Origin of the sequence: Pseudomonas sp. (assembly GCF_049645325.1) — a bacterium.
GTDB lineage: Bacteria > Pseudomonadota > Gammaproteobacteria > Pseudomonadales > Pseudomonadaceae > Aquipseudomonas.
The window spans coordinates 1-18959 of sequence record NZ_JBARTQ010000245.1; the positions used below are offsets into that span (position 1 = coordinate 1).

The window sequence follows — 18959 nt, forward strand, 5'->3', positions numbered from 1 at the left end:
TGGGAGCTGGCTTGCCTGCGATAGCGCCATCCACCACACCACAAATATCACCCCTAATGCATATCGATATTCACTAACGGTATTTAAGCGCTCGTTCTTATATCTATAAAGTCATCCTCCTGTCCGACCGGGAGTGACCTCATGTCCGCCACCTCTACTGTTCCAACAGCGACCCCAACCGCGCAAACCTTCGAGATTCGCCCATTCCCCGGCAGCGTCGGCGCCGAGATTATCGGCCTGGACTTGTCCCTTCCGGTCAACGACCAGGACTTCGCGCGCATCCACCGCGCGCACTTGGACCACCACGTCGTCGTCTTTCGCGACCAACGTATCACCCCCGAACAACAGATCGCCTTCAGCCGCCGATTCGGCGTGCTGCAGATCCACGTGCTCAAACAGTTCCTGCTGGCCAACCACCCGGAAATCCTGATCGTCTCCAACATCATTGAAAACGGCCAATCCGTCGGCCTGGGCGACGCGGGCAAGTTCTGGCACTCGGACCTGTCCTACAAGGAACTGCCGAGCCTGGGCTCGATGCTGCACGCTCAGGAACTGCCTTCCGAAGGCGGCGACACCTTGTTCGCCGACATGCACAACGCCTGGGACCAATTGCCCGAGCACCTGCGCAAAGCCGTCGAAGGCCGCAGCGCCGCGCATTCCTACACCGCGCGCTACAGCGAGACCAAGTTCGAAGGCAACTGGCGCCCGACCCTGACCCCTGAGCAACTCGCCCAAGTCGCCGAAGTGGTGCACCCGATTGTGCGCACTCACCCGGAAAACGGCCGCAAGGCGCTGTTCGTCAGTGAAGGCTTCACCACCCGCATCGTCGGCCTGCCAGAGGACGAAAGCCGCGACCTGCTGGCCCAGCTCTACGCCCACAGCGTGCTGCCGGAAAACATTTACCGCCATCAGTGGCAGCCCCACGACATGGTGTTCTGGGACAACCGCTCGCTGATCCACCTGGCGGCCGGTTGCCCGAGCCACCTGCGCCGCAAGCTGTTTCGCACCACCATCCAGGGCGATGCGCCGTTCTGATCGTGCTTTTACTCACGTTGTCCCGGCAAGAGAGATGAAATGAACGCGCCCCTGCAAGGCCACGCGGCCAGCAACCTGAACACCGCCCGGCCGTTGCTGGCGGTGGATAACGTCAGCCTCGAATACCGCACCCCCGAGCGCGTGGTGCGGGCCACTCACCAGGTCAGCTTCGAAATCGACCCGGGCGACCGTTACGTGCTGCTTGGCCCTTCGGGCTGCGGCAAATCCACCTTGCTCAAGTCCATTGCCGGGTTTATCAAACCCTGCGAAGGCGAGATTCGCCTGCTCGGAAAAAAGGTCGACGAACCCGGGCCGGATCGCATCGTGGTGTTCCAGGAGTTCGACCAGTTGCCGCCGTGGAAAACCGTCAAGCAGAACGTGATGTTTCCGCTGCTGGCGTCGAAAACCTTGAAGCGCCGCGAAGCCGAAGAGCGCGCGCTGCACTACCTCGACAAAGTCGGGCTCAGCGCCTTCGCCGATGCGTACCCGCACACCCTGTCGGGTGGTATGAAAGCCCGCGTGGCGATCGCCCGCGCCTTGGCCATGCAGCCGAAAATCCTGCTGATGGACGAACCGTTCGCCGCCCTCGACGCGCTGACCCGCCGCAAGATGCAGGAAGAATTGCTGCTGCTCTGGGAAGAGGTGCGTTTCACGTTGTTGTTCGTCACGCACTCCATCGAGGAAGCGCTGGTGGTGGGCAATCGCATCCTGTTGCTGTCGCCCCATCCTGGGCGCGTGCGCGCCGAAATTCACAGCCATCAATACGACCTGCACAGCCTCGGCGGTGTGGAATTCCAGGCGTCGGCGCGGCGGATTCATCGCCTGCTGTTCGATGAAGCGCCCGAGGCCGAACGTGAGTTGGGTTTCGCCGATATCCGCATCGCTTACTGAAAGGGGCCGCCCATGCGCCAGGAATTTGAAGTCAACCTCGAACCGCTGCTCAGCGTCCCCGTGGAACGCGAGCTGCCCCTGCGTCAACGCCTGTGGCAACAAGGCTGGCTGCGCAAGGGCCTGATCCTGATCGTGCTCGCGATCGTCTGGGAAGCCGTCGCGCGCTATCAGAACAACGACCTGCTGCTGCCGAGCTTCTTGCAGACCTCCCAGGCACTGTTCAATGGCCTGCTCAGTGGCGAGCTGTTGAGCAAGGTCTGGATCTCGCTGGCGGTGTTGATCAAGGGTTACCTGATCGGCATCGTGCTGGCGTTCGCCCTGACCACCCTGGCCGTGTCGACTCAGTTGGGCCGCGACCTGCTAAGCACCCTGACCTCGATGTTCAACCCGCTGCCGGCCATCGCCCTGTTGCCGCTGGCGCTGCTGTGGTTTGGCCTGGGGCAGAACAGCCTGATTTTCGTGCTGGTGCATTCGGTGTTGTGGGCCTTGGCGCTGAACACCTATTCGGGCTTCCTCGGCGTCTCCGAAACCCTGCGCATGGCCGGTCGCAACTACGGCCTCAAAGGCATGCGTTTTGTGCTGTTCATCCTCATTCCGGCAGCGCTGCCATCCATTCTGGCCGGGCTGAAAATCGGCTGGGCCTTTGCCTGGCGCACGCTGATCGCCGCCGAACTGGTGTTCGGCGCCACCAGCGGCAAGGGCGGGCTGGGCTGGTACATCTTCCAGAACCGTAACGAGCTGTACACCGACAAAGTGTTTGCCGGCTTGGCCGTGGTCATCCTGATCGGCTTGCTTGTGGAAAACCTGGTGTTCGACACCTTCGAGCGGCTGACCGTAAAGCGCTGGGGCATGCAGCGCTGATTCATCTTGCGGCCTGACGCCGTATCCCTGCTACGATTGCGCCCAGTTCACTCCCCACTGCTCACGAGTGCTTGGCATGCAATTACCCGACATGAACCTGTTGGTCGCCCTCGACGCCTTGCTCGACGAGGGCAGCGTGGTCGGTGCCGCGCGGCGGATGAACCTCAGCCCGGCCGCCATGAGCCGAACCCTCACGCGTATTCGCGAGGCCGTGGGCGACCCGATCCTGGTGCGCGCCGGCCGGGGCCTGGTGCCGACGCCCAAGGCCCTGCAGCTGCAAGGCCAGGTGCGCAACGTGGTGGAGCAGGCCGCGTTGTTGTTTCGCTCGGCGGATCAAGTGGACTTGAGCACGCTGCGCCGTCGCTTCAGCGTGCGCGCCAATGACTTCTTTATCGGCGTGTATGGCGGCCGCCTGTTCGACACCATGGAGCGCATGGCACCGTTGTGCGAGCTGTGTTTCGTGCCCGAGGCCGACACCGACGATGAAGCATTGCGCGAGGGCCGGCTGGATCTGCGGGTCAGCAATACCCTGCCGCCGAGCCCGGAAGTGAAAGTGCAAACCCTGTTCTCCACCACCTTCGTGGGCCTTGCGCGCGAAGACCACCCGCTGTTCGACGAAGAAATCACCGCTGCGCGCTTCGCCAGCTATTCCCACATCAGCATCTCGCGGCGCGGCAAAGCCCGCGGGCCGATCGACACCGCGTTGAATGCCCAGGGCCTGGAGCGCCGCGTGGCAATGATTGCCCCCGGCTTTCACGGTGCGATGTTCATGCTGCCCGACTCCGACTTGCTCCTTCCTGTTCCAAAAGAAGCACTGCTGAGTGCCACTCGCCTGAGGCTGCCATTGCGTGCGTTCCAGTTGCCGATCTCCTTGCCGACGCTGGTCCTGGCTCAATCCTGGCACCCGCGCTTTGACAAAGACCCAGCCCATAAATGGCTGCGCGAAACCATGCGCGAGAGTTGCCAGGCCACATGGCTGGAAGCCCAGCCCACTTAAAAGTGAACTCGGTCAATGTGGGAGCTGGCTTGCCTGCGATAGCGGTCTGTCAGTCAGCCCAGTGATGTCTGGCCCAACGCTATCGCAGGCAAGCCAGCTCCCACAGATTCCGGTGGTTGCTGATAGTTGCGTCTGACGCACTTATAAGCTGCCGACAAGTAACTTTTTGTCATGGGTTTGCCTGATTAAACTGCTCGGGTATTTATCATTCCGAGCTACCCCTTCATGACTTCCCTCGCTGCCCCCGCCCTCCAGGCTGCAGCCAAACCTGCTGCCTTGAGCCCGCCCGTGTTCGGCCCGCGCATCATCATCGGCTTGGTCGGTGTATTGCTGGCGGTGCTGGTCTCCGGTCTCAACGAGATGGTCACCAAAGTTGCTCTCGCCGACATTCGTGGTGCGCTGTACATCGGCTTTGACGAAGGCACCTGGCTGGTGGCGGCCTACACCGCCACCTCCGTGGCGGCCATGGCTTTCGCGCCCTGGTGTTCGGTGACGTTTTCCCTGCGCCGCTTCACGCTGTGCGCCATTGGTCTGTTTACGGTGCTGGGGATTCTGTGCCCGTTTGCACCGAACTACGAAAGCCTGTTGGCGCTGCGCACCGTGCAAGGCCTGGCCGGTGGTGCGTTGCCGCCGATGCTGATGACTGTGGCGCTGCGTTTCCTGCCGGCCAACGTCAAGCTGTACGGCCTGGCCGGCTACGCGCTCACCGCCACCTTCGGCCCAAGCCTGGGCACGCCGCTGGCGGCGCTGTGGACCGAGTATGTCGGTTGGCAATGGGCGTTCTGGCAGATCGTCGCGCCGTGCCTGCTGGCCATGGCCGCCGTGGCCTACGGCCTGCCGCAGGACCCATTACGCCTGGAGCGCTTCAAGCAGTTCAACTGGCGTGGCTTGCTGCTGGGCTTTCCGGCGATCTGCATGCTGGTGATCGGCCTGTTGCAGGGCAACCGCCTGGACTGGTTCGAGTCGGGCCTGATCACCTTCCTGCTGAGTGGTGGCACGCTGTTGCTGGTGCTGTTCATGTTCAACGAATGGTCGTGCCCGGTGCCCTTCTTCAAGCTGCAGATGCTCGGCCTGCGCAACCTGTCATTTGCCTTGATCGTGCTGGCCGGCGTGCTGATGGTGCTGACCTCGGTGATCATCATCCCGTCGAGTTTTCTCGCCCAGGTGCAAGGTTATCGGCCGCTGCAAACCGCGCCAATCATGCTGCTGATGGCGTTGCCACAGTTGATCGCGCTGCCGCTGGTGGCGGCGCTGTGCAACCTGCGCCGGGTCGATTGCCGCTGGGTATTGGGGATCGGCCTGGGCATGTTGGTGTTGTGTTGTGTGGGCAGTTCGCAACTGACCTCGGCGTGGATTCGCGACGATTTCTATGGCCTGTACCTGCTGCAAATCTTCGGTCAGCCCATGGCCGTGCTGCCGCTGCTGATGCTGTCCACCGGCAGTATCCAGCCGATGGACGGGCCGTTCGCCTCGGCGTGGTTCAACACCATCAAAGGCCTCGCCGCCGTGATCGCCACCGCCGTGCTCGACACGCTGACCACCCAGCGCCTGCACTTTCACTCGACGGTGCTGGTGGACAACCTGGGCAACTCGCCCCTGGCCGACGGCGATGCGCCGGGCCTGGCCCACAGGCTGCACGAGCAGGCCGTGGTACTGACCTCTTCGGACCTTTATTACGTCATGGCCGCTGTCGCGGTGGCGTTGATTCTGCTGATTTTCTGGATGCCCACGCGGATTTTTCCGCCCCGCGCTCCGACCTAGCCACAAGGAATTCTCATGAAACGCAAAGACAAAATCGCCGTCGCCGTTATCACCGTGTTTGCCGTCGGCGTGCTGGTGTACCTGGTTGCGCCGGGCCTGCTCGGCAATAAACGCCAGACCACCAACGACGCCTTCATCGCCGCCGACTTCACCCTGGTGGCGCCACGGGTGGCCGGGTTCATCAAGGAAGTGCTGGTGGAAGACAACCAGCGCGTCAAAGCCGGCCAGTTGTTGGCGCTGATCGACGACCGCGATTTTCGCGCCGCCGCCCAAGCTGCCGACGCTGACACGCTGGTGGCCCAGGCCCAACTGAAAAACGCCATCGCCACCCTTGAGCGCCAAAGCTCGGTGATCGCCCAGGCCCAGGCCACCGTGGCGGCAGACCGCGCCGAAGTGGCGTTCGCTGAACACGAGTTGAACCGCTACAACCACCTTGCCGGTGTCGGCGCGGGCACGGTGCAGAACGCGCAGCAAGCCAAGACCCGCATCGACCAGGCCACCGCGCGCCTGGCCAATGCCACGGCGGTGCTGGCCGCCGAACGCAAGCAGGTGGAAATCCTCACGGCTCAGCGCGATGCCGCCGAGGGCGGCCTCAAACGAGCCCAGGCGGCGCTGGAGATGGCCAGTTATCAGCTGTCATACACGCGCATCGTGGCCCCGGTGGACGGCATGGTCGGTGAGCGAGCGGTGCGGGTCGGCGCTTACGTGACCCCGGGCAGCAAGATCCTCGCGGTAGTGCCGTTGGCCGAGGCTTTTGTGGTGGCCAATTTCCAGGAAACGCAGCTGTCGCATATGCACGCCGGCCAAGCCGTGCAAGTGCGCGTCGACAGCCTTGACGGTGAACTGCTCAACGGCCATCTGGAAAGCCTCGCGCCGGCTACCGGCGTGACCTTTGCTTCGGTCAAACCCGACAACGCCACCGGCAACTTCACCAAGGTGGTGCAGCGCATTCCGGTGAAAATCGTGCTGGAGCCCAACCAGCCGCTGACCGAGCGCCTGCGCGTCGGCATGTCGGTGGAAGCCAGTGTCGACACCCAGCCGGTCGCGCAACAACGTGAGGTGGCGCAGCAATGAGACACTTTGCCTGGCTCACCTTGAGCCTGATCAGCCTCAGCGCCTGCACCGTCGGGCCGGACTTCCAGAAGCCTCAGGGCTCGCCAGTCACCCAGTGGAACGAACCCCAAGGCCGCCAGGCGGCCAGCCGCGCGGTCACCGACCCCTTGCAGGAGCGCTGGTGGGACGTGTTCCACGATGAGCAACTCTCGGCCCTGACGCGCCGCGCGCTCACCGACAACCTAGACCTGAAACTCGCCAGCAGCCGCCTGCAACAAAGCCGCGCCGTGCGCCAGGTGACCACCGCCGAACGCTACCCGAACGTGAACGCCACCGGTGACTACCTGCGCCAGCGCAACAGTGCGAAGGGCTTGAGCGACCCGTCCAACAACAATGGCCAGTCCGCCTATAACCAGTGGGACATGGGTTTCTCCGCCGCCTGGGAGCTGGACTTCTGGGGCCGGGTCAAACGCGAAACCGAAGCCGCCGACGCCACCCTGCAAGTCGCCGAAAACGACCGCCGCGCGGTGTTGTTATCGGTACTCGCCGAGACGGCCCAGGACTACATCCAGCTGCGTGGCGTGCAGAACACCCGCGCCGTCACCGAGCAAAACCTCGACGTTGCGCGCCACAGCCTCAAGCTCTCGCAACTGCGCCTGGCTGACGGCGTGGCAACGGATCTGGACGTCGCCGAAGCCGCCGCCCAGGTGGCCGCCATCGAAGCGCGCCTGCCGGACTTGCAGCAGCGCCAGGACCAGTTGATCAATGCCCTGAGCCTGTTGATGGGCGCGCCACCGCAAGCGCTGCATGCGCAATTGTCCAAGGACGCCGCCGTCCCGCAAACCCAGCGCCAGGTCGCGATCGGCCTGCCGTCGGAGCTCGCTGAACGCCGCCCGGATATCCGCCAGGCCGAGGCGCGTTTGCATGCGGCCACCGCCAACATCGGTGTGGCCAAGGGCGATTTCTACCCGCGCATTACCCTGTCCGGCAGCCTCGGCTCGCAAGCCCTGCAACTCTCGGATTTCGGTTCGTGGGGCTCGCGCGCATTCGCCTTCGGCCCGCAATTCAGCCTGCCGTTGTTCAATGGCGGGCGCCTGCAAGGCATGCTCAACCTGCGCGAAGCCCAGCAACAGGAAGCGGCGCTGGCCTACCAGCAAACCGTGCTGCGCGCCTGGCATGAAATCGACGACCAACTGACCCGCTACAACGCCAGCCAACTGCGCCGCGACAGCCTCGCCGAAGCCGTGCGTCAGAACCAGATCGCGCTGACCACTGCGCAACATCAATACGTGGAAGGCGTGGTGGATTTCGTCAACGTGCTCACGGTGCAAAGCGCACTGCTGGCGACGCAAGAACAATGGGTAGAAAGCTCCACCGGCGTGTCGCTGGCCATGGTGGGGTTGTACAAGGCGCTGGGTGGCGGGTGGGAGTCGGTGTATCCGCTGCAAACTGCCGGAAATAAGTTGTTGTAGGGGCTTTCCTTATTTTAGCGACGTTGACCGTTTTGCGGGTTGGGGGCAGTAGCCTTTCAAGGCTCAACCTCCAGAGTTCTACGTATGCCTTTTGAAAATCCCTACGCGCCGCCGCTCGCTGAGTTGGCCCCGCCGAGCACTAAACACACCACGTTCTTTGTCGTTGCGCCTCTGGCCTGAAGATCCAGGCTGATCAATTTGAAGAGAACAACGATGTCTTGACTTTTTATTCTTAAGAAAACCTGAGTGTCCTCTGTCCTCTGTCCGCGGACAGAGGACAGTTGCTTTCATAGCGTTGACCCCCCTGTCAACGATTCTGCAAAAACACCACATACCCGCGAAACCACTCATTCCCTTGCAAATACCCCGGCGCCTCCCACTCCCCGCCCTGAATCAATCCGACCTTGAACGGCACGCCCAGCCGGTTCATGCGTGGCAAATACGCCGCGTAATCCGGGATGCTGTGGCGCCCTTGATACGTTTGCACCACCACTTCATCCACCACGCCTTTGAGTTGGGCAATGGCGGCCGGATCGGCGTTGCTGCTCCAGTCCATCAGGCCGGTGATGCTCAGGCGCAGTTCAGCGGGCAGGCGTTGGCGCAGGTCGCGCAGGAAGTCGGCGTATTCATGCAGGTATTGGGTGCGGGCGTCGAAGTCGATCTGAATGCCGACCACCGGGTTGCCCGCGTCACGCCAGCGTTGCACTTGGCCGAGCAGTTGGCTGTAGACCCGCTCGGGCCAATGCAGAGTGTGGGCGCGGTAGACCACCCAGATTTCGCCCTGTGTCAGGCGCGGCACGCTCATGCCCTGGGCGATCAATTGCACGCCGCGCTCGGGTGCGCGGCGGGTGGCGTTGATCTGGCCCTGGAGGATGTACAGGGTTTTCGCCTGTTTGAGCACTGGCTGGGGCGTGACGCCACTCCACAGCCAGAAGGCGTCGTAGTCGCGGGCGTCGACGGCGCCGAAGGCCGGGCTTGCCAGCAACAGCAAGCCAAGCCACAGGGGCTTCACCAGTAATACTGCAGCGATTTGCCCCACTGGGTGTCGGCAAAGCCGCTTTTGAGCTGGCGGAACCAGGCTTTGCGCACGGCCGGTTCGACGTCAACGCCACCACAGCTGTTATAGCCGGACGGTGAATAGCAGTTGATGGCGCGAAACAGGGCGTAGGCCTTGTCAGTCTTCGGCGCCTTGGCGTTGGCGATCACCTGTTTGTAGCCGTCCAGCCGCGAGAAGGTTTCCCCTGGGAACTGCGAGGCGGTGCTGCCCAGGCTGCCAGCGGCGCGGGCCTGTTCCAGTGGCATGCCGTCCAGGCCATTGCGCAGGATGAACTCGCCAAAGCAGTTGAGCCCCTGCGGGTTTTTGGGATCGTTCTGCAAGGTGGCGGCGGTTTGCGCGATGCTCGGGCAGGCGTAGCCGGACTCGGCTTTGTCACCGTTCCACTGGAACAGCTTCAGGCTTTGGCCGCCGCTGTAGACGTAGCCCAGGCTGGTGCCGAGTTTGTCGTCCGGCGCTGCCGCCGGCAATTGCTTGAGGTCGTCGGCGAAGGTGGCGAACTGGCCGCGCAGCAAATCTTTGTACAGCAGCACGAATTGCGCGGTCTGGCGTTCCACAGGGTCGCTGGCTTTGGCGATCTGCTGGCGCAGCAAATCAGGACCGGCAACGTTGCGCAGCAGGATGTAACGCACCTGCCTGGCACTGATCGGCGAGTCGGCGGCGAACACCTTGGCCAGTTCGCCGCTGCGCTCGTAGTTCATCGCCAGGGCCAGTTCCAGTTGGTCGCGTTGCAGCGCCCATTTGGCCAGCGGCAGCAGTTGCAGCCACAGGTCCTGCGCACCTTTGACGTCTTGCTTGGCTTCGAGGGCGAGGGCGCGCAGGGTCTGCTGGCTGAAGGCGAAGTAATTGAGGCTCGACGGCACATTCTGGGGCAATTGCTTCAGGGCGGCGTCTGGCTGATGCTCGATGTACAGCGCGTTTACGGCCAGCAAGTAGTCGTAGAGTTGCGGCTCGCCGGAGAACGCGGCTTTCTGCTTTTCCAGGTCGGCGCGGCTGAGGGCCGGCTGGCCGCCGCCGCGCATCACCATCAGGTCGCTGACGAGCTGGATCATCGGCGTCTTGACCGTTTCACTGTTGACCATCAGCAGCTTGAGGTCAGCTTCCTCCACCAACTCATCCACGCTCACGTTGCGCTGTTCGTCCGTCGCCTGGGTCAGCTGCCAGGCATACGCCTCGGCGAGTTTGCTGTTGTCGTTGGCCAACCAGTACACCCGGCGCAACAGGCCGCGTGCCGAGGCCGCGTATTCGCCCTGTGGATAAGTTTTCAGGTAGGCGTCGAAGCCTTGCTCGGCGTCAGCCAACGCCGGCTTATCCACACGGTCGAGCTGCGGCACGCCGTCTTCGCCGTAGACATTGTCCTGGGCCAGGTTCAGCGCATTACGCGCGGTCATGTACAGCGCGGTCTCTTTCAGCCAAGGCGAAGCGGCACTCTGGGTGGCGACGAAGCCAGGCCCGGCGTAGGTAAAACGCCCGGTGTAGAAGTCGGCAGCGGCTTGCAGGTAGGTACGCAACAGCTGGCCTTCGGGCGAACTGATGTCTTGCGGCGGCTCCACGACCGGGCCCACCCATTCACACGTGGTGAGCAATTGCAGGCGCGCTTTCACCAGCAGGTCGCGTTCGGCGGTTGGGATGTCGGCGTTGATGACCTGGTTGATAAACGCGCTGGCGCTGGCCTCGTCGTTGCTGCGGCAGCGGCTGCCCTCGCCGTTGAGGAAGGCATCGCCGGCGGCTGTTTTATCGGCGCGCTGAATGCCCAGCGGCTCGATCAGTGCGTCGAGCGGGGAAGCCTTTGGCGCGTCTGCGGTATTGACCGGCTCCACTTCACCACGCGGGGCGAGGCGGTACACCGGAAACGGCACCGGGCCAAAACCCTGGGACAGGTCATCTTCGCTCAGGACGTTGGGTGTCAGCGGCGTGTTCTTTTTGTCGGCCAGCAGCAGGCGCAAGTTGACCCGGCTGTCATTGCCCGGGCTCAGGAAGGGCAGGTTGCTGCATGCGTCCAGCGTGTCACGCGACACGCGCCAGTCGGGGTAGCACGAGTCGTCCGAACTGGCCTGGGCCTGTAGGGGGATTCCGGCAAGCAGGGCCAGTGCCAGAGGTGACAGAAAACCGATGCGCATGACGTGTCCTTGATCCTGAGTCCTTGGAAGGCGCCAATCATAGCGTGATCCGGCGGCGGCTTCGGTGAAGGCCTGCACAAATTGCTGATTTGTTCGATTTTCGGTAGTGGCAATTTAACCTCGCTGCCCTAGACTGCGGTCATCGTCAGGGAGGATCGTATGAAGCAATTGCGAATAGGGATGTTGAGTCTTGCCTGCCTGATGGGCTTGGCCTTTGTGGCCAGGGCGGACGACCCGCTGCTGGATCATCCGCCAGTGCCTGCTGCCGGCAATGACAGTGACGCGCGAGGCGTACTGCGCGCCCGTGACCAAGCGATGCTGGCCAGCGAGTTGTCGGGGCGCATCGTCGAATTGCCCTTCAGCGAAGGCGAGTCGTTCAAAAAGGGCGACACCCTGGCGCGTTTCGATTGTTCGGCCTACCAGGCCCAGCTGAATGCCGCCCAGGCCGCCAGCCGTGGCGCCGGTGAAGAGCTGGCCCACAACAAGCAACTGGCCGCGCTCAATTCCGTGGGGCGTTTTGAAGTGGCCCGCGCCGAAGCCAAGCTCACCGAAACCCAGGCCCAGTCGCAGGTTTACCAGGTGCAGGTCAAGCGTTGCAGCGTGCTGGCGCCGTATGACGGCCAGGTCGTGCAGCGCAAGGTCCAACGTTATGAAAGCGTGTCGGCCGGGGCGCCGCTGTTGGAAATCGTCGACAACCGCAGCCTGGAAATCCACCTGCTGGTGCCGTCGCGCTGGATGAGCAAGCTCAAGCCGGGGCAGACGTTCAACTTCACCCCCGATGAAACCGGCCAGGCGTTCAGCGCTACGGTCAAACGCCTCGGCGCCCGTATTGATGAGGGCAGCCAGACCTTGTTGCTGGTCGCTAGCTTGCCCAACGCTGCAGGCCTGATGGCCGGCATGAGCGGCACCGCCCACTTTGCGCAACTGCAATGAATGCACCGATGCCGGGCAACACTGAACGCGTGTTTGCGCAGTTCCTCGACCTTGAGCGCCAGACCCGCGCCGCGCGCACCACCGAGCAACTGGCCTACAGCCTGGTGAATGACGGCCAGCCGTTGTTCGGCTATCGCCATGCCGCGCTGTTGATCGCTGGCAAAGTGCAGGCGGTGACGGCGGTGAGCAGCGTTGATCCGAACGCGCCGTTTGTAGCCTTTGTCGAGCAGGCCGTCGCGCAGTTGCACAAACAGGCGTTGAGCCAGACCGCCCGCGTGGTGCCGGCTGAACTATTGAGCGACGCGCTGCAAGCCGACTGGCAGAGTTTGTCCGCTGGCCAGGTGTTCTGGTTGCCATTGATAGACCCGCAAGGCCGTGTTTTCGGCGGCCTGTGGATTGCACGGGACACGCCCTGGAACCCGGCCGAGCACGTACTGCTGGCGCAGTTGGGCGACACTTACAGCCACGCCTGGCTTGCGCTGCAGCCGCGCCAGCCGTGGCGGTTGCGCCTGACGCGCAAGCGCCAGGTGGCCGTGGTGGTCGCGCTGCTATTGATGTTGCTGATTCCGGTGCGCCAATCGGTGCTGGCACCCGCTGAAGTGGTGCCGCTGGCCGGGCAAGTGGTGGCGGCGCCGTTGGATGGAGTGATTGCCGAATTTCTGGTCAAACCCAACCAGTCGGTGAAAACCGGCGACCTGCTGCTGCGCTTCGAAAGCACCACGCTTACCGCCCAGGCTGACGTAGCGGCGCGGGCCTTGGGCGTGGCCGAAGCAGAGCTGAAGGCCAACGCCCAGCGGGCGTTCGCCGATGCCGAATCGAGTTCGCGCATCGACCTGCTCGCCGCGCGGGTCGAGCAAAAGCGCGCCGAGCGCGACTACGCCCGCGAACTGCTCAAACGCAGCGAAGTGCGCGCCGAGCGCGACGGCATCGCCGTGTTCGCCGACGCCGAACGCTGGACCGGCAAGCCTGTGCAAACCGGCGAGCGCCTGCTGCAGATTGCCGACCCTGGCCAAGCCGAATTGCGCATCGAATTGGCCGTGGGCGATGCGATTGCCCTTGAGCCCAATGCCCAAGTGGCGCTGTTCCTCGACAGCGATCCGCTGCAACGTCACCTGGCAACCCTGCAACGCGCAGCGTATGAAGCGCAGCCCACACCGGGCGGCCAGTTGGCCTATCGCCTGGACGCGCAGTTCGACGAAGCGCCGCCGCGTATCGGCCTGCGTGGCACGGCGAAGATTTTCGGTGACCGCGCGCCGCTGGCGCTGTACCTGCTGCGCCGACCGCTGGCCGGCCTGCGCCAGAGCGTTGGTCTCTGATGAACCTGCCCAAACTGCGTGAAGACTTGCAGCTGTCCAGCGCCGGCGCGGCCCTGGACGGCTCGCCGCGCTGGACCTTGGCCGACCCGGTGCGCGGGCGCTATTTCAAGCTCGGCGCAAGTGCTATTCGCTTGCTGCGGCATTGGTCCCTGGGCGACCCGGAAAAAGTCCTGCAAGCCGCCAACCGCGAGCCGGGCTTGCCCTTGGGTGGCAGCGAAGTGGATGAGCTGTTGAGCTTTCTGCGCGCCCACGACCTGATCGCTGCCCTCGACCCGGAACAGCGCGCCAGCTATGTCTATAAAGCCGCCGCGCAAAAACACAGCTTGTGGCAGGTGCTGCTGCATCAATACTTGTTTTTCCGCATTCCGCTGTGGCGCCCGGATGCTTTTCTGAACCGGGCGTGGCCGTGGTTGGCGCGCTTCGGGCCGGGTTTGCTGCGGTACGGGCTGCCGACAGTGTTGGTGCTCGGCGTGTTTCTGGTCGCGCGAGATTGGCAGCGCTTTCTGGCGACCTTTCCGCATTTGTTCAGCCTGGGCGGTGCCCTGGCGTTCGGTGTGGCGCTGTTCTTTGCCAAGCTGTGCCATGAATTCGGCCATGCCTTCATGGCCAAGCGCGCCGGGTGCCGGGTGCAGAGCATGGGCGTTGCGTTCATGGTGCTGCTGCCGATGTTCTACACCGACGTGAGTGACGCTTGGCGCGTCAATGACCGTCGCGCGCGGCTGATGATCGGTGCCGGCGGGGTGATGGCCGAGTTGTTGCTGGCGTGCATCGCCCTGCTGGCCTGGTCGCTGTTGCCGGACGGCCCGGCGCGCACGGCGGCGTTCATGCTGGCGAGCGCCACCTGGCTGACGACGCTGGCGATCAACCTCAACCCGTTCATGCGCTTTGATGGTTACTTCCTGATCAGTGATCTGTGGGGTGTGGATAACCTGCAAGCTCGCGCCTTTGCGTTGTGCCGCTGGCGTTTGCGTGAGCTGCTGTTCGGCTATGGCGAGCCGGCGCCGGAGCCGTGGTCGCCGGTGATGCAGCGGCGGTTGTTGGCGTGGGGCTACCTGGCGTGGCTGTGGCGCGCGGCGCTGTTTTTGGGCATCGCATTGGCGGTGTATCACCTGTTCTTCAAGTTGCTCGGGATCTTCCTGATGCTGGTGGAATTGGTGTGGTTCATCTTCCTGCCGATCTTCAAGGAATGGCGCGAATGGTGGAGCCGCCGCAGCCAGGCCCATGCACCTCGGGTATTACTCAGCAGCCTGGGTTTGGTGCTGATCGTGCTGGCGCTGGTGGTGCCATGGCGCAGCGCAGTGGAGTTGCCGACCATGCTCGAAGCCGGGCGCGCCAGTGCGCTGCATGCGCCGGTGGCGGCGCGGGTCAAGGCGTTACACGTGGTGGACGGGCAGGTGGTGACCCAGGGGCAGGTGCTGATCGAGCTGGAGTCGCCGGACCTGGACGCGCGGCAAAGCATCGTGCGCCGCGAAGTCGACATTCTGCAGTTGCAGATGCGCCGTCAGGCCGGGCGCAGTGAAACGGCGGCGGATGCCGGCATCAATGATCAGCGCCTGTCCCAGGCCCTGGCGGAATACCGTGGCCTGGCTGCCCAGCGCGAACGCCTGCTGCTGCGCGCACCTCATGCCGGCACCGTGCGCGATGTGCTGCCGCAATTGAGCGTGGGCCGTTGGCTGTCGCCCAAGGACCCGCTGGCGCAAGTGGTGGAAGAGGGCGCACGCCTGCGTGGTTACGTGGCGGAGGCCGAATTATGGCGCGTGGCGCCGGGGGCGACCGGGCGGTTTATTGCCGATGACCCGATGCACGCGGCTATCTCGGTGGAGTTGACGGATATCGACGCCAACGGCGTGGCCTACCTGGACCAGGAGGCGCTGACCTCTGACCACCACGGGCCGATTGCCGTGCGCCGGGATGAAAATCAGCGCCCGGAGCCGGTGCAGGCCCAGTACGGCGCACGGTTGAAAAGCCTGCAAGCGATCGAGACGCCCCGTCAGCCGCTGCGTGGCGTGACGGTGTTGCAAGGGCGCAGTGAATCGGTGCTGGGCGTGGCCTGGCGACGTGCGGCGGCGTTGGGCGTGCGGGAAAGCGGGTTCTGACAGGAGTTGAACACAATGTTGAAAAAGGAGGGCGCCTTGGCGCAAGGCCTGGTGGTGCGCCCGTCACACAGCGCAGACGGGCCCTTTTTGCAGGGCCTGTACCGCTCGGCGCGCGCGGATCTGCAGTGGATCGACGGCGAGCAGGCGCTGGTCGAGGAGGTGATCGCCCAGCAATTCCAGGTGCAGGAAAAGGGCATGGATGAGCATTTTCCTGGCGCCCTGCACTACGTGATCGAGAAACTGGGCACGCCCATTGGCGCGTTGAGCGCTGACTTCGGGCCCAATGAAATCCGCGTGCTGTACCTGGCGTTTATCCCCGCCGCGCGAGGCCAGGGTTTTGGTCGTGCGGTACTGCAAGGCGTGCAGCAGGCCGCTGTGCAGGTGGTGTGCCCGGTGACCACGGTGGTGTGGGCGAGTAACCCCCACGCGCGCCAGCATTACCTGGCGCTGGGGTTTCGTGTGGAGCAAGAGACGCCCGCCGCGCAGCGCTTGGTGTGGTACCCGTCTCAGTTGAACACGATGCAGAAGTAGCCGCGCCCGGCGTCGCGGCCCATGGCGGGCTCGCGGGACACAAAAACGTGCTCCAGGCAGGTGTCCGCCAGTGGCAAGCGGCATAAACCGTCGATGAAATCCGTGGGCACCAGGCTTTCGAGCAACACGCTGAAGGCGCCGCGCGGGCTGCCCGGCAAGCTGGCTTTAGGGGCATCGGTCAGGCGTTGGACCTGTATCGGCAACGCTGAACCATCGGGCAGATACAGCACGCTGGTTCGCTCCAGCAACGGGCGAAAATGTTCGAGGGTGACCAGGTTCAACATGCAGGGCTCCACGTCAGAAGTGCCGGGGCTTGAGGGCCCCGGCCGGGGGTTAGTTGCGCGATGGAAAGATCCCGTTCAAGGCAATGCTGAAGTTGATCGCCAGGTAGGGGTTCATGGTCGCCATGGGCTGACCTTGGCCGGCGGGGCTGATCGCGCCTCCGCTGACGGCGGTGCTGACGCCCTGCAGGGCCACCGGCGTGGCGCCCTGTTGGTCGGAATAGATCGCAGCACTGCCCGGCCCGGCGCCTGACGCGCCGATAAATGAGTTGGTGGCGGTGGGTAAGGTCACTGGGTTGCTGGCGGGCACCGCCAGTTGCACGGCGGTGGCGACAGTGATCGGCGTCATGGCATGCGTGTGGTTGGGAAGATTAAGCAGCGTAGCGGTCACCGACTCCGTGCCCGAGACCTCGCCGATGACCCGCGTCGACAGGCCCGCGCCGGCGCCCTGGCCGATGGGCATGCGACCTTGCAGGTTCGGCAGCATGAAGGTCGTTGTGCCATTGCCGCCGTAAATGATGCCGAGCAGCGAATAAAGCGCCTGGTACTGGCTGAGCGGCAAGGTTTGACCGGCGCACAGGGCCCAGTCTCTGGGGGCGAAATCAAACGCAAAGGGTTGGATGGTGCCAATGAAAACTTCCATGGATCGTTCATCCTTGTAATGGGTTTAACAGGGTGTGACGCCAATCGATCTGGTGTCATCGCAGAGCGTAGTCGCAGGTTTTACGCGCCGCCCGACGGTTGCAAAACAGCAAGCGAAACCGGGGCTTTTGTCCTAGAGTGGCGCTTGTTTGCGGATGTGCAGGGTTTGCCCGAAAAACGGGCAGTGTCAGGGGAATTGAGGTGCGACGGTCTGTGGTAGAACAAGACGACAAAGTGGCGGCATTTCCCGCAGTCAATCGCCTTTCGGGGGCTTGGGAAGGCGCCGGCTGGCTCAGCCGGTTATGGTGGGTGCCGATCCTGGCGCTGGCCATGGCCGCGCGCTTCTATGGCCTGACGGCGGCGGCGATCTGGGGTGACGAAGGCTCGAGCCTGCTGCTCAGCGAATACGCCATGGACGACCTGTGGTTTCACGCCGCCCATGATGTGCACCCGCCGCTGTATTTCTTCATGCTGCGTGGCTGGATCGAGGTATTTGGCGACAGCATCTGGTCGATTCGGGGCATGAGCGCCATTCCCGGTGTGGTCGCGGTGGGCCTGGGCATCTGGCTGACGCGCACGCTGTCGACCCGGCGCGCCGCCCTGCTGGCAGGCGTGCTGCTGGCGCTGTTTCCCACCGCGGTGCGTTACAGCCAGGAAGTGCGGATGTACTCGCTGCTGGCCGTGTGGTTGCTGGGCGCCACGCTCGCGCTGGTGTACTGGGTGCGCCAGCCTGCGCGCACGCGGTACCTGGCGGTTTACGTGCTGCTGATGGCTGCCGGGTTCTACACCCATTACTTCACAGCGTTGTGCGTGCTGGTGCATTGGCTCTATCTGGGGCTGTTATGCACCTGCCAGGCACCGGGCCAACGCTTGATTATCCGCCCGTCGTGGTGGTGCGCAAATACCGCGATTGTGGCGTTATACCTGCCCTGGCTGCCGAACCTGCTTGACTTGACCCAGCACATTGATCAGCTCAAGGTCGGCGGTGACATAGGGTGGGAAGACCCGGTTTCGCTTATTTCCGTACCGTCGATGATCTGGCAGTTCACGCTTCAGGATGAAGGCATTGGTTTCTGGCCGCCGTTGTTCTGGCTGTTCCCACTGCTCTTGATCGCTGTCGTGGTTATTACTGCGTGGCGTGATCACGATCGCTATCGTCCGGCTTGCCTGATGGCGTTGTTCCTCCTGCTGCCACTGCTGCTGGTATACGGGGTTTCGTTTATTTCCCCGGTCTTTATCGAGCGCTATCTCACCGTATACGCGCTGGGTTTGCCGCTCCTGCTGGCGCTGGCCATCGATCGTCTGCCCAAACGCCTTTCGTGGCTGGGCGCAGTGTTGTTTGTGCTATTTGTCGGTGTGGAGCTGCTGGGGTTGAAGAACAACGCCACCGTGGACGTGCATAATCAATTCAATGTGCCGGTAGAGTTCGTTAACCGCAATTATCAGGAGGACGACCGTATCGTCCTCAGCGACATGCTGTGGTACCTCCCCTACGTGTATTACGACCAGACCGACGCGCAATTGCAGCTATACACGCCGCCCAAACCCGACGGCACATCAACGCGGCCAAACGCCTATGGCTTTGGCACCCTGGTGGACCAGGACGGCGGCCGCATTTACCTTGACCGCCTTTCGGCATTGCCGGCGGATACACGTCGCGTCTGGCTGATCAGCAGCAACGAAATGCCGGACGATTTCGCGCCGATTCCCGAAGGCTGGCGACAATTGTTGCAGCAGGACGGTGGCGGTGCGCGGGCACGGTTATTTGTACTGTGCCGCGGGCCAGAGCCCTCGCAGCCTGAGGGCTGCCACTAATTACAAATCGGCATTAGACGAATGCCAAAATAGTGGCAAATGCCCACTAGTCGACACTGCAATCCTCAGCTACGCTTCGGCCACAAATGGATTTTTGGCCT

The 18959-nt window shown here is 63.3% G+C and carries 16 protein-coding genes; 12 read left to right on the forward strand and 4 right to left on the reverse strand.

The features are described 5' to 3' along the window. Positions 1 to 141: 141 nt before the first annotated feature. From WBB95_RS10515 to WBB95_RS10545, 7 genes are all read left to right on the forward strand, one after another. Complete coding sequence (locus WBB95_RS10515) at positions 142 to 1035, forward strand: TauD/TfdA dioxygenase family protein (RefSeq protein ID WP_424487527.1); 894 nt, start codon at positions 142 to 144, stop codon at positions 1033 to 1035. Positions 1036 to 1074: 39 nt separating this feature from the next. Continuing rightward, on the forward strand, positions 1075 to 1926 hold the full coding sequence (locus tag WBB95_RS10520; protein ID WP_424487528.1) for an ABC transporter ATP-binding protein: 852 nt from the start codon (positions 1075 to 1077) through the stop codon (positions 1924 to 1926). 12 nt (positions 1927 to 1938) lie between these two features. Continuing rightward, the gene (locus tag WBB95_RS10525; protein ID WP_424487529.1) at positions 1939 to 2787 is read left to right on the forward strand and encodes an ABC transporter permease; all 849 of its coding nucleotides are present in this window, start codon (positions 1939 to 1941) and stop codon (positions 2785 to 2787) included. Positions 2788 to 2863: 76 nt separating this feature from the next. After that, positions 2864 to 3784, forward strand: a complete 921-nt coding sequence (locus WBB95_RS10530) for a LysR family transcriptional regulator (RefSeq protein WP_424487530.1) — start codon at positions 2864 to 2866, stop codon at positions 3782 to 3784. A 225-nt stretch (positions 3785 to 4009) separates the two neighbouring features. Continuing rightward, entirely contained in the window at positions 4010 to 5545 is a 1536-nt protein-coding gene (locus WBB95_RS10535) for an MFS transporter (RefSeq protein WP_424487531.1), read from the forward strand. 15 nt (positions 5546 to 5560) lie between these two features. Further along, on the forward strand, positions 5561 to 6619 hold the full coding sequence (locus WBB95_RS10540; RefSeq protein ID WP_424487532.1) for an HlyD family secretion protein: 1059 nt from the start codon (positions 5561 to 5563) through the stop codon (positions 6617 to 6619). Further along, a complete protein-coding gene (locus WBB95_RS10545) occupies positions 6616 to 8070 on the forward strand; it encodes an efflux transporter outer membrane subunit (protein WP_424487533.1) in 1455 nt (484 codons plus the stop codon). Before WBB95_RS10540 ends, WBB95_RS10545 begins: the two co-directional genes overlap by 4 nt. A gap of 307 nt (positions 8071 to 8377) precedes the next feature. On the opposite strand, the gene WBB95_RS10550 is transcribed toward WBB95_RS10545, so the two are convergent. Both WBB95_RS10550 and WBB95_RS10555 read right to left on the reverse strand, forming a co-directional pair. Further along, on the reverse strand, positions 8378 to 9082 hold the full coding sequence (locus WBB95_RS10550; protein WP_424487534.1) for a DUF3142 domain-containing protein: 705 nt from the start codon (positions 9080 to 9082) through the stop codon (positions 8378 to 8380). Then, the gene (locus WBB95_RS10555; protein WP_424487535.1) at positions 9079 to 11244 is read right to left on the reverse strand and encodes an outer membrane assembly lipoprotein YfiO; all 2166 of its coding nucleotides are present in this window, start codon (positions 11242 to 11244) and stop codon (positions 9079 to 9081) included. The genes WBB95_RS10550 and WBB95_RS10555 overlap by 4 nt, the downstream gene beginning before the upstream one ends. A gap of 180 nt (positions 11245 to 11424) precedes the next feature. On the opposite strand from WBB95_RS10555, the gene WBB95_RS10560 reads away from it, so the two are divergent. Genes WBB95_RS10560 through WBB95_RS10575 form a run of 4 tightly spaced genes read left to right on the forward strand, consistent with a single transcriptional unit; the run spans position 11425 to position 16120 of the window. Next, on the forward strand, positions 11425 to 12177 hold the full coding sequence (locus WBB95_RS10560; protein ID WP_424487575.1) for an efflux RND transporter periplasmic adaptor subunit: 753 nt from the start codon (positions 11425 to 11427) through the stop codon (positions 12175 to 12177). Further along, positions 12174 to 13493 carry an efflux RND transporter periplasmic adaptor subunit gene (locus tag WBB95_RS10565; RefSeq protein WP_424487536.1) on the forward strand — a complete coding sequence of 440 codons (1320 nt, stop codon included), beginning with the start codon at positions 12174 to 12176 and terminating at the stop codon, positions 13491 to 13493. Before WBB95_RS10560 ends, WBB95_RS10565 begins: the two co-directional genes overlap by 4 nt. Then, entirely contained in the window at positions 13493 to 15589 is a 2097-nt protein-coding gene (locus tag WBB95_RS10570) for an HlyD family efflux transporter periplasmic adaptor subunit (RefSeq protein WP_424487537.1), read from the forward strand. The genes WBB95_RS10565 and WBB95_RS10570 overlap by 1 nt, the downstream gene beginning before the upstream one ends. A gap of 15 nt (positions 15590 to 15604) precedes the next feature. Next, the gene (locus tag WBB95_RS10575) at positions 15605 to 16120 is read left to right on the forward strand and encodes a GNAT family N-acetyltransferase (RefSeq protein ID WP_424487538.1); all 516 of its coding nucleotides are present in this window, start codon (positions 15605 to 15607) and stop codon (positions 16118 to 16120) included. On the opposite strand, the gene WBB95_RS10580 is transcribed toward WBB95_RS10575, so the two are convergent. Together WBB95_RS10580 and WBB95_RS10585 are read right to left on the reverse strand one after the other, a co-directional pair. Further along, a complete protein-coding gene (locus tag WBB95_RS10580) occupies positions 16096 to 16404 on the reverse strand; it encodes a hypothetical protein (protein ID WP_424487539.1) in 309 nt (102 codons plus the stop codon). The genes WBB95_RS10575 and WBB95_RS10580 overlap by 25 nt on opposite strands. Before the next feature lie 49 nt (positions 16405 to 16453). Continuing rightward, complete coding sequence (locus WBB95_RS10585; protein ID WP_424487540.1) at positions 16454 to 17044, reverse strand: phage tail protein; 591 nt, start codon at positions 17042 to 17044, stop codon at positions 16454 to 16456. A gap of 200 nt (positions 17045 to 17244) precedes the next feature. On the opposite strand from WBB95_RS10585, the gene WBB95_RS10590 reads away from it, so the two are divergent. After that, positions 17245 to 18858, forward strand: coding sequence for a glycosyltransferase family 39 protein (locus tag WBB95_RS10590; protein WP_424487541.1), 1614 nt, complete (start codon positions 17245 to 17247; stop codon positions 18856 to 18858). Positions 18859 to 18959: the final 101 nt, after the last annotated feature.

Excerpts from the sequence above, each read along its gene's own strand:
- WBB95_RS10515 (WP_424487527.1), top strand. The coding sequence starts at position 142 with ATGTCCGCCACCTCTACTGTTCCAACAGCGACCCCAACCGCGCAAACC.
- WBB95_RS10520 (WP_424487528.1), top strand. The coding sequence starts at position 1,075 with ATGAACGCGCCCCTGCAAGGCCACGCGGCCAGCAACCTGAACACCGCC.
- WBB95_RS10525 (WP_424487529.1), top strand. The coding sequence starts at position 1,939 with ATGCGCCAGGAATTTGAAGTCAACCTCGAACCGCTGCTCAGCGTCCCC.
- WBB95_RS10530 (WP_424487530.1), top strand. The coding sequence starts at position 2,864 with ATGCAATTACCCGACATGAACCTGTTGGTCGCCCTCGACGCCTTGCTC.
- WBB95_RS10535 (WP_424487531.1), top strand. The coding sequence starts at position 4,010 with ATGACTTCCCTCGCTGCCCCCGCCCTCCAGGCTGCAGCCAAACCTGCT.
- WBB95_RS10540 (WP_424487532.1), top strand. The coding sequence starts at position 5,561 with ATGAAACGCAAAGACAAAATCGCCGTCGCCGTTATCACCGTGTTTGCC.
- WBB95_RS10545 (WP_424487533.1), top strand. The coding sequence starts at position 6,616 with ATGAGACACTTTGCCTGGCTCACCTTGAGCCTGATCAGCCTCAGCGCC.
- WBB95_RS10555 (WP_424487535.1), bottom strand. The coding sequence starts at position 11,244 with ATGCGCATCGGTTTTCTGTCACCTCTGGCACTGGCCCTGCTTGCCGGA.
- WBB95_RS10560 (WP_424487575.1), top strand. The coding sequence starts at position 11,425 with ATGTTGAGTCTTGCCTGCCTGATGGGCTTGGCCTTTGTGGCCAGGGCG.
- WBB95_RS10565 (WP_424487536.1), top strand. The coding sequence starts at position 12,174 with ATGAATGCACCGATGCCGGGCAACACTGAACGCGTGTTTGCGCAGTTC.
- WBB95_RS10570 (WP_424487537.1), top strand. The coding sequence starts at position 13,493 with ATGAACCTGCCCAAACTGCGTGAAGACTTGCAGCTGTCCAGCGCCGGC.
- WBB95_RS10575 (WP_424487538.1), top strand. The coding sequence starts at position 15,605 with ATGTTGAAAAAGGAGGGCGCCTTGGCGCAAGGCCTGGTGGTGCGCCCG.
- WBB95_RS10580 (WP_424487539.1), bottom strand. The coding sequence starts at position 16,404 with ATGTTGAACCTGGTCACCCTCGAACATTTTCGCCCGTTGCTGGAGCGA.
- WBB95_RS10585 (WP_424487540.1), bottom strand. The coding sequence starts at position 17,044 with ATGGAAGTTTTCATTGGCACCATCCAACCCTTTGCGTTTGATTTCGCC.